This window comes from Lentzea nigeriaca, assembly GCF_016907955.1.
GTDB classification, from domain to species: domain Bacteria; phylum Actinomycetota; class Actinomycetes; order Mycobacteriales; family Pseudonocardiaceae; genus Lentzea; species Lentzea nigeriaca.
This window is the reverse complement of the sequence record NZ_JAFBCX010000006.1, coordinates 1-13895: the sequence shown is the minus strand read 5'-3', so window position 1 is coordinate 13895 and position 13895 is coordinate 1. Positions and strand designations below refer to the sequence as shown.

At 66.7% G+C, this 13895-nt stretch carries 13 protein-coding genes and 1 pseudogene; 6 read left to right on the top strand and 8 right to left on the bottom strand.

Features of this window, described 5'->3' with window-relative positions:
- Positions 1-26: 26 nt before the first annotated feature.
- From JOD27_RS21380 to JOD27_RS21355, 7 genes are all read right to left on the bottom strand, one after another.
- Positions 27-203, bottom strand: a complete 177-nt coding sequence (locus JOD27_RS21380; RefSeq protein WP_157985346.1) for a hypothetical protein — start codon at positions 201-203, stop codon at positions 27-29.
- Positions 204-375: 172 nt separating this feature from the next.
- Entirely contained in the window at positions 376-498 is a 123-nt protein-coding gene (locus tag JOD27_RS46105; RefSeq protein WP_275591753.1) for a hypothetical protein, read from the bottom strand.
- Entirely contained in the window at positions 495-3404 is a 2910-nt protein-coding gene (locus tag JOD27_RS21375; protein WP_204764045.1) for an alpha-mannosidase, read from the bottom strand. The genes JOD27_RS46105 and JOD27_RS21375 overlap by 4 nt, the downstream gene beginning before the upstream one ends.
- 4 nt (positions 3405-3408) lie before the next feature.
- Positions 3409-4515, bottom strand: coding sequence for a glycoside hydrolase 5 family protein (locus JOD27_RS21370; RefSeq protein WP_204764044.1), 1107 nt, complete (start codon positions 4513-4515; stop codon positions 3409-3411).
- Positions 4516-4550: 35 nt separating this feature from the next.
- On the bottom strand, positions 4551-5357 hold the full coding sequence (locus tag JOD27_RS21365; protein ID WP_204764043.1) for a carbohydrate ABC transporter permease: 807 nt from the start codon (positions 5355-5357) through the stop codon (positions 4551-4553).
- The gene (locus tag JOD27_RS21360) at positions 5354-6223 is read right to left on the bottom strand and encodes a carbohydrate ABC transporter permease (RefSeq protein ID WP_204764042.1); all 870 of its coding nucleotides are present in this window, start codon (positions 6221-6223) and stop codon (positions 5354-5356) included. The genes JOD27_RS21365 and JOD27_RS21360 overlap by 4 nt, the downstream gene beginning before the upstream one ends.
- 10 nt (positions 6224-6233) lie before the next feature.
- Positions 6234-7499, bottom strand: coding sequence for an ABC transporter substrate-binding protein (locus JOD27_RS21355; RefSeq protein ID WP_204764041.1), 1266 nt, complete (start codon positions 7497-7499; stop codon positions 6234-6236).
- Positions 7500-7598: 99 nt separating this feature from the next.
- Between JOD27_RS21355 and JOD27_RS47185 the strand changes: the two are divergent.
- Positions 7599-7736 (top strand): annotated as a pseudogene (locus tag JOD27_RS47185) (LacI family DNA-binding transcriptional regulator); the annotation flags it as partial.
- 51 nt (positions 7737-7787) lie between these two features.
- Entirely contained in the window at positions 7788-8594 is an 807-nt protein-coding gene (locus JOD27_RS21350) for a LacI family DNA-binding transcriptional regulator (protein ID WP_372441722.1), read from the top strand.
- Positions 8595-8782: 188 nt separating this feature from the next.
- Here the strand turns inward: JOD27_RS21350 and JOD27_RS21345 are convergent, their stop codons facing one another.
- Positions 8783-9682 carry a LysR family transcriptional regulator gene (locus JOD27_RS21345; protein ID WP_204764039.1) on the bottom strand — a complete coding sequence of 300 codons (900 nt, stop codon included), beginning with the start codon at positions 9680-9682 and terminating at the stop codon, positions 8783-8785.
- 452 nt (positions 9683-10134) lie between these two features.
- Between JOD27_RS21345 and tig the strand changes: the two genes are divergently transcribed.
- The 4 genes from tig to clpX all read left to right on the top strand — a co-directional run.
- On the top strand, positions 10135-11481 hold the full coding sequence (tig, locus tag JOD27_RS21340) for a trigger factor (RefSeq protein ID WP_204764038.1): 1347 nt from the start codon (positions 10135-10137) through the stop codon (positions 11479-11481).
- Between the two features lie 146 nt (positions 11482-11627).
- Complete coding sequence (locus JOD27_RS21335) at positions 11628-12212, top strand: ATP-dependent Clp protease proteolytic subunit (RefSeq protein ID WP_189258933.1); 585 nt, start codon at positions 11628-11630, stop codon at positions 12210-12212.
- Between the two features lie 35 nt (positions 12213-12247).
- Positions 12248-12862 (top strand): ATP-dependent Clp protease proteolytic subunit, encoded by a 615-nt coding sequence (locus tag JOD27_RS21330; protein WP_154697940.1) that lies wholly within the window; start codon positions 12248-12250, stop codon positions 12860-12862.
- 242 nt (positions 12863-13104) lie between these two features.
- Positions 13105-13895, top strand: a 791-nt coding sequence (clpX, locus tag JOD27_RS21325) for an ATP-dependent Clp protease ATP-binding subunit ClpX (protein ID WP_204764037.1), incomplete at its 3' end; no start/stop codon positions are given.

The following is a 13895-nucleotide window of genomic DNA, read 5'->3' as shown; positions in this document are numbered from 1 at the left end:
GAACCACCCCACGACCACCCCCGGCATCACGCAGCCTGTTGTCCGTTGGGGACCTCGGGCTCGTGCCTGTGCGTCATGCGGTGCCACCACGAGCGGGGCTTCCCGCCGTTGCGGTAGTACTCCTGGACGCGGCGGGCGTCCTCCCGCAGGGCAGCCTGCCGGTAGTCCATCTCCGCCTTGATCGCCTCGGGCGTCCATTCCATCGCTGCTCACTCCTCAGTTCGTTTTCCGACGAGAGTGAGATTGCTCCTGAGGGGTGGCCTCCTACATCGGAAGATCACCTAAGGCCCGGCCGTGAGACCCCTTACTCGGCACTGAGGCCCATACGCCGGAGCCCCTCACGTCGTGGCGTAAGGGGCTCCCGTACGTCAGTGCTCACGCCACTCGTTCACGCTCGCGGTCGCCGAAGTCGATGCCGCCGCTCACCAGCTGACTGTCGTGCGGGTCACCGGCGTAGACCGAGAACGGGTACCAGAGCGACTGGGTCGCCGCGGTCACCGGAGGAACCGCAGGGTGAGCACCTGGAACGGGCGCAGCACCACGTCCGCCGAAGCATCACCGAGAGGTCGTTCGAGCAGGTCGGTCTCCTGGATCCCCCGGTAGGAGAAGGAGGTGCCGACGCGGGCGCGAGCGCGACCGCCGTGTGCCTCGTAGAGCCGGACGACGACGTCGCCCGACCGGTCGTCGGCCAGCTTGACGGCCTCGACGCGGACCGCCGGATTGTCCGTGTGCACCAGCGGTTGTGGAGCCTGGGAACCGCGGACGACCAGAGGCGGCAGGTTGATCCGGTACCCGGCGTCGATGGCTTCCGGGATGCCCGCGCCGACCACGAGGGCGTAGCGGAAGCGGTGCTCGCCCTGGTCGGTCTCCGGGTCGGGGAACCTCGGTGCGCGCAGCAGGGACAGCCGCACGGTCGTGGTGGTGCCACCGTCCTCGCGGATCGTGCGGGTGACCTCGTGGCCGTAGGTCGAGTCGTTGACCACCGCGACGCCGTAGCCGGGTTCGCCGACGTGCAGGAAGCGGTGGGCGCAGATCTCGAACTTCGCGGCCTCCCATGAGGTGTTGGTGTGCACCGGGCGGTGCAGGTGGCCGAACTGGGTTTCCGCGGTGGAGACCTCGGCGCGGAGGTCGAGCGGGAACGCGATCTTGAGCAGCTTCTCGCGTTCCTGCCAGTCGACCTCGGTCTCGAAGTCGACCTGCTTGGCGCCCTCGCGCAGCCGGATGGTCTGGGTGAGCCCCGAGTTGCCGAACTTGGCCCGCACCACGACACCGTCCTCGGCGTCGACACGCTCGGACGGGATCAGGTCGGCCTTCCAGTTGCGGTAGGACGGGTCGATGTCCCAGGCGTCCCACTGGTTCGGGTTGTCGCGGTGCAGCTGCGGCATGCCGGCGAACCCGTGCGGCGGCAGGACTTCCCGGTCGGCTTCCAGGTCCAGAACGGACAGAACGATGCCGTCGGCGTCGATCGTGACGCGGAGACTGCCGTTGTCGAGCACGCCGTTCTGTGGCGCCACGAACGGCTTCGGGGCGTCACCGCCGAGCACGTCGAACGTCAGCTCGTCGTCGCCGTCGCCCTTGATGGCGTCGATGGCATGTGTGGTCAGGGCCTTGAGCTCGGTCGCCACGCGAGCGTAGGTGGCCTCGGCCTCGCGGTGCACCCAGGCGATCGAGCTGCCCGGCAGGATGTCGTGGAACTGGTGCAGCAGCACGGTCTTCCACAGCCGGTCGAGCTCTTCGTACGGATAAGCGTGGCCAAGGAGCGCTGCCGCGGTCGCCCAGTGCTCGGCCTGACGCAACAAGTGCTCGCTGCGCCGGTTGCCCTGCTTGGTCTTGGCCTGCGTGGTGTAGGTGGCGCGGTGCTTCTCCAGGTACAGCTCGCCGGCCCACACCGGCGCGTCCGGGTACTCGTCCTGCGCCGATTGGAAGAAGTCTCGTGGCGGCTCGACCTTCACGGTGGGGGAGCCTTCGAGGTTCGCGACGCGGTGCGCGGTCTCCATCATCTCGCGGGTGGGGCCGCCACCGCCGTCGCCGTAGCCGAACGGCACGAGCGACCGGGACGCCTTGGCGTGCTCGGCGAACTGCCGTGACGCCCGTGCCAACTCCTCGCCGGACAGCGACGAGTTGTAGGTGTCGACCGGCGGGAAGTGCGTGAAGATCCGCGTGCCGTCGATGCCCTCCCACCAGAACGTGTGGTGCGGGAACCTGTTGATCTGGTTCCACGACAGCTTCTGGGTGAGGAACCAGCGCGAGCCGGACAGCTTGATCAGCTGGGGAAGCGCGGCGCTGTAGCCGAACGAGTCGGGCAGCCACACCTCCTCTGTCTCGACGCCGAAGTTGTCGAGGAAGAAGCGCTTGCCGTGCACGAGCTGGCGGGCCATCGCCTCGCCGCCGGGCATGTTCGTGTCCGACTCGACCCACATGCCGCCGACCGGCACGAACTGTCCACTTCGGACCTTCTCGCGGATGCGGTCCCAGACGTGCGGATGGTGTTCCTTCATCCACGCGTACTGCTGCGCCTGCGAGCAGGCGAAGTAGAAATCCGGGTACTCGTCCATCAGCCTGGTGACGTTGGAGAACGTCCTGGCGCACTTGCGGACCGTCTCGCGCAGCGGCCACAGCCAGGCGCTGTCGATGTGCGCGTGGCCGATCGCGGAGACCTTGTGCGCGGACGCGGTGGCGGGCAACGACAGCACGTGCTCCAGCTCCGCGCGGGCCAGGTCGGCGGTGGCGGCCACGTCGCCCAGGTCCAGCGCGTCCATCGCCCGGTCCAGCGCGTGCAGGATCTTGTGCCGGCGCGGGTCGTGGTCCTGGAGCTCCTTCATGAGCGACTGCAGGACCTCGATGTCGAGCATCAGGTGCCACACCTGCGGCTGGAACACCGCGAGTTCTGCCTTAAGGATCTTGTACAACGGGTCGGTGCCCGCGGTGTCCTTGTCGCCCAGCGGTGTCGGCAGGAACGGGTGGAAGTCGAGAATCGTCGGGTTGCCCGCGGCTTCCAGGTAGAAAAGGACTTCATCGCCGTTCACGGGCAGGTAGGTGTTGCGCGGCTCGATGCCCTTGATCGGCTCGCCCGCGGCGGTGTAGGCGAGGCCCTCGGACTGGAAACCGGGGCCGGGGTGGGTGAAACCGAGGTCCAGCACGACCTCGACCTGCTTGCCCTGCCACGCCTGCGGAACCCGCCCGCTCAGCCGGAACCAGCTGGTGCTCCACGGCGCGCCCCAGGAGTCGCCGACGCGTGCCGGTTCATACGTGGCTGCCAGCGCCTCCGCGGCCGGGACAGGCTCGTCCGGCACGGTCCACACGGCCAGCTCGAGCGGCGCGGTCTCGCCGTAGATCGCCGGGCGGATGCGTTCCTTCAGCGTGCGGTTGAGTCGTTCTTCCAGCAGCGCGCGTTCGTCGTGCACGTGTTCACCCCAGCTCGATCGAGGCCCGCACGCCGTCGCGCGCGAGAGTCATCCACTCTTCGAAGAAAGCGCCACCTGGTCCCCACGAGGACCGGTCGCCGTGCAGCTTGATCGGCGTGCGGTCCGCGGGTACAGGGTCGGCTTCGCGCACGATCCGGGCGATCGCCTCCCCGAGCGGCTTGACCTTGCGTTCCGTCGTCAACAACCCCAACTCGTACTCGCGTTCGGGGAAGTCGACCAGCGCACGGTCGACGTCGTGCGAGCACCACCACGTGACGCCCCACAGGTTCGCGCAGGTCAGCACGTTCGCAAGCGTTTGCTCGGCGAACTCGGGTGCCTGCTCGGCGCTGATCTCGGGCTGGGCGGCGCCGACCTCCTGCAGCCAGACCGGACGCCAAGGCTCTTCCGCGTGCGCCCTGGCCAGTTCGACGAGGTACTCGGCGTGATGGACGCTTTCCGTACTGAGAGGTCCGTAGCGCTGCGCGGTGCCGTTGAAGACCCACGAGTGCACGGTCGTCATCGCACCCTTGGTGGCCGCGTGCTCCGGCAGGAACGCGTGATCCTTCTCGTACCAGACGGCGTCGTACTCCGAGTGCACGTGCGGGAGGCCTGGTGCGGCGGTCTCGCACTCCTGGAGCAGCGCGTCGATCCACTCCCCGGCCTGCTCCGGTGTGCACGGGTTCGACTCGGTGAGCAGGTTGACCTCGTTGCCGAGGGTGAAGCCGAGGAAGTTCGGCTTGTCACGCAACGCTTCGGCGAGCGTGCGGACGTAGAACCTCTGTCCGCTGAGCACGTCCGGGTCGGTGAAGATGTTGCGGCGGTGCCAGGTCTGCACCCACGACGGGTAGAAGTCGAAGCTCGACAGGTGGCCCTGCAGCACGTCGACCTGCACGTCCAGGCCGGTCTCGTGGGCGGCGTCGAGCATCTGAGCGAGCTGCTCGACGGCCTTGGGCCGGACGAGGCCGCGGTTGGGCTGGAACACCGGCCAGAGCGGGAAGACCCGCACGTGGTCGAGCCCGAGGCCCGCGATGGACTCGAAGTCGGCTTTGACGTCGTCGAGGGAGAAGTCGAGCCAGTGGTGGAACCAGCCGGTCGAGGGTGTGTAGTTCACGCCGAAACGCACTTGCCGTGTCCAATCCCGTTTGGTCATCCCTTGATCGCGCCTTCTCCCACACCGCGGAAGAAGTGCTTTTGCAGCAAAAGGAACAGCAGGATCAGGGGGAGGACGGCGATGATCGTGCCCGCCGCCACCAGCCGCTGGTTCTGCACGAATGTGCCCTGGAGGTACGCGAGACCGATGGTGAGCGTGTACTTCTCCTGGTCGCTCAGCACGACGAGCGGCCAGAGGAAGTCGTCCCAGCTGAACATGAACGAGAACAGCGCCACCACGACCAGCGTGCCCTTCACCGACGGCAGCGCGAGGCGGGTGAAGCGCTGCCACGCGTTGGCGCCGTCGATGATCGCGGCTTCCTCGACTTCGGCGGGGAGTGCGAGGAAGGCGTTGCGCAGCAACAGGACGTTGAGCGCGGCGATCGAGCCGGGCAGCACGACGCCGGTGAGCGTGTTGGTGAGCCCGAGTCCCCGCATCACCAGGAACAGCGAGATCAGGATGGCCTCGAACGGCACCAGGATGCTGCCGGCGAAGATCACCGCGGCGAACCTGCGGCCGCGGAACCTGAGTCGTGCCAGGGCGTAGCCGGCCATCGCGGCGCCCACGCAGTTCGTGAGGACGTTGACGCTCGCGACGGCCAGCGAGTTGAGCGCGAACGACCAGACCGGCACCACGTCGGCGACGGCGGCGTAGTTGCCGAAGGTCGGGTCGTCCGGGATGAAGTCGGGGACGAAGACGTCCTCGTTCGGGCCCTTGATGCTGGTGGCGAACTGCCACAGGAACGGCCCGATGCTGATGGCGAGGATGGCCAGCAGACCTGCGTAGCGGAGTGCGAGCTTCACAGCTGGTCCTCCCTGCGGTTGAGCTTGAGGGTGATCAGCAGCAGTCCCAGCAGGATCACGAACAGCACGAAGCTCAGCGCCGAGGCGTAGCCGACCTCACCGGTGAGGCCGCGGCCGACCGACTGGATGAGCATCACCATCGTGGTGCTCGCCCCGCCCGGCCCGCCGGTGCCTCCCGACAGCAGATAGATCTCGGAGAAGACGCGGAACCCGTTGACCGCGCTCAGCGCCGCGATGAGCACCATGGTCGGTCTGAGCGCGGGCACGGTGACCGACCAGAAGCGGCGCACAGGTCCCGCGCCGTCGACCATCGCCGCCTCGTGCAGGTCCTTCGGCACGTTCGCGAGCGCGGCCAGGTAGATCACCATGTAGTAGCCGAGGCCGCGCCAGACCGTCACCACCATCGAGCTGATCAGCAGCAGCGTCGAGTCGGTGAGAAACGGGATCCTGGTGCCGCCCAACGCTTCCACGACGCTGTTCACCAGGCCGCGGCTGTCGAGCAGCCACGTCCAGATGAGCCCGACCACGACCGCGGACGCGATCACGGGCGTGAAGAACGCGGTGCGGAAGATCCCGATGCCGGGCACGATCTTCTGCGCGAGCACCGCGATCAGCAGCGGCAACAGCACCAGCGGCGGCACGACGCACACCATGTACAGCAGGCTGTTGCGCGCGGCCACCCAGAACTTCGGGTCCTGCGCCATCCGCACGAAGTTGTCCGCACCGGTGAACTGGCCGCCGCCCAGCGCGCTCGCGTCGGTGAACGCGAGCACGATCATGTTCAGGAACGGGAAGATCGTGAACATGAGGCAGACGGCCAGTCCTGGCAGCAGGAACAGCCACGGCGTGTAGGGTCTGTGGGTCATTTTCCGGGGGTCACTTGAGGAGCCGGTTGCACTCGTTGACGGCGTCGTCCAACGCCTGCTTCGGTGACTTCTTGCCCAGCATCGCGTCCGCGAGCTGCTGCAGCAGCGCTTCCCGCATCTGATCGCTGAACTGCACCGGCGTGTAGTTCACCGCGGTCTTGAGCTGCTTGGCCGCCGCGACCCGCACGCGTGCCTCGTCGCTGCCGTCCTCCGTGGTGAAGTACGGGTCGTCGCCGCCCTTGCTGGTGCTCGGGAAGATCGATGCGAGCTTGGCGAACTTCACCTGGTTCTCGGCGTTGGTGACGAACCGCCCGAACGCGAGCGCCGTCGCCTGGTTCTTGCTGCTCTTCGGCACGCTCACGCCGTGCAGGAACATGTTGGCGCTGCCCGTGTTCGTGATGGGCTTGGTGATGCCGATGTTCGCGTACAGGCTGGGCGCGTCGGTCTTGAACTTGCCGAGGTCGTACGCGCTGCCGGGGCTGAGCGCGGTCTGCTGCGCCATGAACTTCGCGCCGGCGCCCGTGTAGTTCTGCGTCAGCGCCTCGGGGATCAGCGCGCCCGCGTCGTACATCCGTTTGTAGGTCTCGACGAACTCGACGCCCTTGGGCTCGTTGAACGTGAACTTGTCGTTCTCGAACAGCTTCACGCCGTACAGCCCGAAGTCGGCGATGCTCGGGGTCTGGCCGAGCATGGCGACCTTCTTCTGCGCGAGCTGAAGCGCCTGCTGTTCCAGCTCCTTGAAGTTCGTCGGCGGCTTGTCCGGGTCGAGGCCGGCCTGCTGGAACAGCGCCTTGTTGTAGAAGATCGGCCCGGTGTTGAGGTACCACGGGAAGCCGTAGCAGCCACCCTTGCCGGGGATCTCGAACGCCTGCCAGGCGTTCTCGAGGTACTCGGGCTTGGCGTCCTTGAGCGACTCGTCGAGGTTGACGAGCTGCCCCGCCCTGGCGAGCGGGAAGCTGAGGTCCGGCGGCACGTTGATGACGTCGGGCAGGCTGCCCGCGCTCGCGTCCGCCATGACCTTGGCCAGGTACCCGTCCGCGGGCTGGTCCACCCACTTCACCGCGGTGCCCTGGTGCTGCTTCTGGAACGCGTCGATGACACCGTTGACGTAGTCGGTGTACTTGGGCTTGAGCGACCACGTCTGGAACGTGATCTCGCCGGTGACCTGCCCGGACGCCGACGAGTTGCTTGCGGTGTTGCTCGACAGACCACAGCCCGCGACGGACGACGTGATCGGGAGGGCCGCCAGGCCCGCGAGGAACGTGCGCCTCTTCATTGACACCCACCTCCTTGGTCGCGGACCCTAGCTAAACCGGTTTATCTCCGGCTAGCCTCCGGACGTCTTGTTGTCTCGTTCCGGACAGGGTGTGCTCGCGTGAAGAGGCCGACCATCAAGGACATCGCGGCCGCGGCAGGGGTGTCGAAGGGGGCTGTGTCGCTCGCGTTGAACGGGCGGTCCGGTGTGTCCGAGGCGACTCGGGCTCGGGTGCTCGCCGTCGCGTCTTCGTTGGGGTATCGGCCTTCTGTCACCGCTCGGGCGTTGTCGTCCGCCTCTGCTGACGCGGTGGGGCTCGTGCTCGTGCGGCCGCCTCGGGCCCTTGGGGACGAGGCGTTCTTCTTTCAGCTGATCGCTGGGATGCAGTCTGAGATGTCAGCTGCCTTGCTGCTGCAGGTCGTGTCTTCTCGGGAAGAGGAGATCGAGCTCTACCGGCGGTGGTGGGCCGAGCATCGGGTCGACGGCGTGTTCCTCGTGGATCTCTTGGTGTCGGATCCTCGGGTTGAACTGATGTCTGATCTTGGGTTGCCGGCCGTTGTCGTGGGTGGGGCCGGGCACCACGGTTCGTTGGCCTCTGTGTGGGCCGACGACTATGCGGCCATGACTTCGGTTGTCGAGTATCTGAAGTCGTTGGGGCATCGGCGGATTGCTCGGGTTGCCGGGTTGTCGTCGTTGTTGCACACCGTTCGGCGGGATCAGGCGTTCTCGGCGTCTGTCGTGGACGGTGTGATCGTCGCTGGGGACTACACGGCCGAGGCTGGGGCTTCGGCTACTCGGGCGTTGTTGTCTGGTGGGGAGCCGCCTACGGCGATCGTTTATGACAACGATGTGATGGCGGTGGCTGGGGCTGAGGTGGCTGCTTCGCTCGGGGTCGCGGTGCCCTCGGAGTTGTCGATTGTTGCTTGGGACGACTCGGTCTTGTGTCAGCACGGGCGGTTGACCGCGTTGTCCCGGGACACGTTCGCGTTCGGGGCTCGGGCTGCTCGGGCGTTGGGGGCGGTGCTGGCTGGGGCTTCGCCCACTGACGTCGAGGATGTGTTGCCCGCGTTGGTGGTTCGGGGGAGTACCGGGGTGGTGGGCGTGTCGCGTCCGTAGGTCGTCCCCCGGTTGCGTCGGCGTCTGCCGGTTGGGAGTCCGTTTCCGGGGCTCCGCCAATCTGATCACCGGTTGGGCCGTGTCCCGTCACGAGCCGTGCCGGAGCAGGACGATCGGGCACGACTCGTGACGGGACCCACCCCCACCAGGCCCGGTATTGGTTCGTTCGGCTCGCCTTCGGCTTCCTGTCAGGTCAGGGAGGCGACCTGGTCGCTCACAACCTGGGCCGCTGCGGACACCAGAGCCGTCACCGCCGGGTTCGTCGAGTTGTCCTGGCGCCAGCCGAACTGCGTGTAGACGCGGAAGTTCGCGGACCAGGGCAAGCGGACCAACCTGCCGTCGGCGAGTTCTGTCGCCACGGTCACTTCGGGCATCAGGGCGATGCCCAGGCCTGAGGCCACGGCTCGTTTGGCGGCGTCGACGGAGTCCAGTTCGAGGACGGGGGCTCGGGTGTCGTCGTGGCCCAGGGAGTTCTCGAAGAGCTCGTGGTAGGAGGCGCCGTTCTCGGCTCGGATCAGGGTGGTGCTCGCGAAGTCGTCGTCGGTCAGGGACTGGCGTTGGGTCAGCGCGTGGTTCGGGCCCGCGACCATCACCAGGGGCTCGGGGCACAGGACGGTGGTTTCCAGGCCCTCGCGGGGTTCGATGGCGCCGATGAAGAAGGCGCAGTCGAGGGCTCCGTCGCGGACCGAGTTCAGGTTGTTCAGGGTGTTCCGCGAGTGCAGTGAGAGTTGTACGGAGGGGTAGCGCCAGCACATGTATTCGATGAGTGGTAGCAGACGGTAGTCGGTCAAACTCTGTGCGGAGCCGATGACGAGTTTGCCGTGGGGCTCACCGTTCATCGTTATGGCTTTTCGAGCCTTTTCGGTGAGGTTGATGATGTTTCGTGCGAAGGGGAGCAGTTCGACGCCCGCCGACGTCATCTGGATACCTCTCGGGAGGCGGCGGAAAAGGACTACGCCGAGGGTCTCCTCGAGGGCCTTGATGCGGGTGGTGATGGTTGGCTGCGAGCAGTTGAGCGTGGCTGCGGCCTTGGTGAAGCTCCCTGTCTGTACCACGGTCGTGAACGCGAGAAGCTGGCGTGTCTCCATCAGGCGGATCCTCGGAGTAAATCGATGCGACGACTTTTTCTCGTTCGTTCCCGTGGTCCTGTTACGGATGGTGCGGGAGCTGTAACGCTACCTGTCGGCTGCGCGGCGACGATTAGTGCTTATGGAGTCATCTCGATCGTGGCGGAATGGTCGTTGCCGCCGAAAGAGTGAAATTGAGACGGGGTCTTCGACGGGCCGTAGTTGGGTGACTCTTTTCGGTGAAGTTGTTCGCCGAGCGAACAAAAACACGGCCCGTCGCCCTGCCCTGGGACGGCTCGGACCGGCTGTCTCTGGGCGGCGTTGGGAAGAGGGCCGGAGGGAGATCGCGAGCTGCGTGAGCCGGGGTGGCGGTGGTCACTTGGCGGGTCTCGCCTAGACTCGCTGGGAATCCGGGCGCCACATCAGGCGGTACCGGCTGTCTGCACGTTCTTGTTCGTTACGAGGAGTCCACGTTGAAGAGCACCGTCGAGCACCTGAGCCCGACGAGGGTCCGGATCAACGTCGAGGTGCCGTTCGACGAGCTCAAGTCGAACTTCGACCAGGCGTACCGGAAGCTCGCGAAGCAGGTCCGCATCCCCGGTTTCCGTCCGGGCAAGGCCCCCGCCAAGGTGCTGGAGAGCCGCATCGGCCGCGCTCCGGTGCTGGACGAGGTCATCCAGGAGGCCATCCCGGCCAAGTACCTGGAGGCTGTCTCCGCGGGTGAGGTGCGCACGCTCGGCCGGCCCGACTTCGAGGTCACGAAGATCGAGGACGGCGCGACGCTCGAGTTCACCGCCGAGGTCGACGTTCGTCCCGAGATCACCGTGCCCGCGTTCGGCGAGCTCGCGGTCACGGTCGACGAGCAGGAGGTCACCGACGAGGACGTGGCGACGCAGCTCGACGAGCTCCGTGCGCGCTTCGGCACGCTGACCGGTGTGTCCCGCCCCGCCGAGACCGGCGACTTCGTCATCGTCGACCTGTCGGCCACGGTCGACGGTGAAGAGGTCGAGGAGGCGCGCACCAGCGGCCTGTCCTACGAGATCGGCTCCGGCCAGCTCGTCGAAGGTATCGACGACGCCCTGATCGGTGCCTCCGAGGGCGAGACCAAGACGTTCACCACCACGCTCGTCGCCGGTGAGCACCAGGGCCGCGAGGCCGAGGTCACCGTCGTGCTGAACACCGTCAAGGAGCGTCAGCTCCCCGAGCTCGACGACGAGTTCGCGCAGCTCGCCAGCGAGTTCGACACGCTCGACGAGCTCAAGGCCGACCTGCAGACCCGCCTGGGCCGCGTCAAGAAGATGCAGCAGGGCGTCCAGGCGCGCGACAAGGTGCTCGAGGCGCTGCTCGAGACCACCGAGGTGCCGCTGCCGGAGGGCATCGTCCAGGGCGAGATCGACGCCCGCAAGCACGACGCCGTGCACGCCTTCGACCACGACGAGGCGAAGTTCGCCGAGTGGCTGACCGAGCAGGGGCAGACGGAGGAGGAGTTCGACGCGGAGCTGCGCAAGGCCGCCGAGCAGGCCGTCAAGACGCAGCTGGTGCTCGACTCCATCGCCGACGCCGAGCAGGTCACCGTGTCCGACGGCGAGCTGACCGAGCGGATCATCTACCAGGCCCAGCGCTTCGGCATCAGCCCCGACGAGTACGTCAAGCGCGCCCAGCAGTCGGGCCAGCTCGGCGCGATCTTCGCCGACGTCCGCAGGGGCAAGGCGCTCGCGAGCGTCGTGCGTCAGGCCACCGTGAGCGACTCGGCTGGTCAGAAGCTGGACCTCGACGAGCTCTTCGGTGAGACCAAGTCCGATGAGGACGGCGAGAAGTAAAGCTGTCAGCGAACGCGGGCGGTGTCGGGCATCTGACGCCGCCCGCCTTCGTTAAGGTCGGTCGCAGAGAGTTTTTCGCATCCAGATTCGTTCCACCTGGAGTTAGGCAGGCAGACGTGACGCAGCACTCCTTCCCGACCCCCGAGATGCGGTCGGCCACCGCCGGGATGAACCTCAACGACTCGGTGTACGAGCGGCTGCTCCGCGAGCGGATCATCGTCCTGGGATCGCAGGTCGAAGAGGGCATCGCCAACCAGATCACCGCTCAGCTGCTGCTTCTCGCCGCTGAGGACCCCGAGAAGGACATCACCCTCTACATCAACTCGCCGGGTGGCTCCGTCACGGCGGGCATGGCCATCTACGACACGATGCAGCTGATCGAGCCGGACGTGGCCACCTACGCGATGGGCCTCGCGGCCTCGATGGGGCAGTTCCTGCTCTCCGCGGGTGCCCCCGGCAAGCGCCACGCGCTCCCGCACGCGCGCATCCTCATGCACCAGCCGTCGGCCGGCGTCGGCGGTACGGCCGCGGACATCGCGATCCAGGCGGACATGCTGACGCGCACCAAGCGCGAGATGGCGGAGCTCATCGCCGAGCACACCGGCCAGCCGGTCGAGCGGATCATCCAGGACTCGGACCGCGACCGCTGGTTCACCGCGCAGGAGGCGCTGGAGTACGGCTTTGTCGACAAGGTCGTCACCCGCCCCCAGTCCGTGCGCTCGGGCAACTAGGAAGCTGAGGAGATCTCGAAGTGAGCCAGTTCCACATGCCTCAGTCGCGGTACGTGCTGCCCTCGTTCGTCGAGCGCACCAGCTACGGCATGAAGGAGTCGAACCCGTACAACAAGCTGTTCGAGGAGCGCATCATCTTCCTCGGCGTGCAGGTTGACGACGCCTCCGCCAACGACGTCATGGCGCAGCTGCTGGTGCTCGAGTCCGAGGACCCGGACCGCGACATCCTGATGTACATCAACTCGCCGGGTGGCTCGTTCACCTCGCTGATGGCCATCTACGACACCATGCAGTTCGTCCGCCCGGACATCCAGACGTACTGCCTCGGCCAGGCCGCCTCGGCCGCCGCGGTGCTGCTGGCCGCGGGCACGCCCGGCAAGCGCCACGCGCTGCCGAACGCGCGAATCCTGATCCACCAGCCTTCGATGGAGGGCGCGTACGGTCAGGTGTCCGACCTGGAGATCCAGTCGAACGAGATCCAGCGCGTGCGCCGCCTGATGGAGTCCACCCTCGCGCGGCACACGAACCGGACGGCAGAGGAGGTCCGCGAGAGCATCGAGCGCGACCGGATCCTCACGGCCGACGAGGCCAAGGAGTACGGCATCGTCGACTCGGTGCTGCCCTACCGCAAGCTTTCCGCCAAGTCCTGATGGGTATGCCCAAGGACTGGGAACCCCAGTCCTTGGGCATCGCGTACCCACCCGACACGCCGATGTGACCGGTTAACTGGCCTGATCGGCGTGTCAGGGGGACGCTGGTCCTCCCCTGAAACGGGGTAGGCCAGGTACCGTCAGGTGAACGGGCTCAGCACCCACAGCCAGTGGGACTGCCACAGCAAGTCAGCAGGCGCACTACAGCAGGTGTGCGCCGGAGGGGACATAGGTCAGCGGTCATGGCGCGTATCGGTGACGGCGGCGACTTGCTGAAGTGCTCTTTCTGCGGAAAGAGCCAGAAGCAGGTGAAGAAACTCATCGCCGGCCCCGGCGTCTACATCTGCGATGAGTGCATCGATCTCTGCAACGAGATCATCGAGGAGGAGCTGGCCGAGGCCGGCGACGTGAAGCTCGACGAGCTGCCGAAGCCCGCCGAGATCCACGAGTTCCTCGACCAGTACGTCATCGGCCAGAGTGATGCCAAGCGCACCCTCTCCGTCGCCGTCTACAACCACTACAAGCGCATCCAGGCGGGCGACCGCGGGCGCGAGGGTCGTGACGACGGCGTTGAGCTGGCGAAGTCCAACATCCTGATGCTCGGCCCCACGGGCTGCGGCAAGACCTACCTCGCGCAGACGCTCGCGAAGATGCTGAACGTGCCGTTCGCCATCGCCGACGCGACAGCGCTGACGGAGGCCGGCTACGTCGGTGAGGACGTCGAGAACATCCTCCTGAAGCTCATCCAGGCCGCCGACTACGACGTGAAGCGCGCCGAGACGGGCATCATCTACATCGACGAGGTCGACAAGATCGCTCGAAAGAGTGAAAACCCGTCGATCACGCGCGACGTCTCCGGCGAGGGCGTGCAGCAGGCGCTGCTCAAGATCCTCGAGGGCACGACGGCGTCGGTGCCCCCGCAGGGCGGCCGCAAGCACCCGCACCAGGAGTTCATCCAGATCGACACGACGAACGTGCTGTTCATCGTGGCGGGCGCCTTCGCGGGCCTGGAGAAGATCATTCAGGACCGCGT

Excerpts from the sequence above, each read along its gene's own strand:
- JOD27_RS21380 (WP_157985346.1), bottom strand. The coding sequence starts at position 203 with ATGGAATGGACGCCCGAGGCGATCAAGGCGGAGATGGACTACCGGCAG.
- JOD27_RS21355 (WP_204764041.1), bottom strand. The coding sequence starts at position 7,499 with ATGAAGAGGCGCACGTTCCTCGCGGGCCTGGCGGCCCTCCCGATCACG.
- JOD27_RS21330 (WP_154697940.1), top strand. The coding sequence starts at position 12,248 with ATGCCTCAGTCGCGGTACGTGCTGCCCTCGTTCGTCGAGCGCACCAGC.
- JOD27_RS21345 (WP_204764039.1), bottom strand. The coding sequence starts at position 9,682 with ATGGAGACACGCCAGCTTCTCGCGTTCACGACCGTGGTACAGACAGGG.
- JOD27_RS21360 (WP_204764042.1), bottom strand. The coding sequence starts at position 6,223 with ATGACCCACAGACCCTACACGCCGTGGCTGTTCCTGCTGCCAGGACTG.
- JOD27_RS21335 (WP_189258933.1), top strand. The coding sequence starts at position 11,628 with ATGCGGTCGGCCACCGCCGGGATGAACCTCAACGACTCGGTGTACGAG.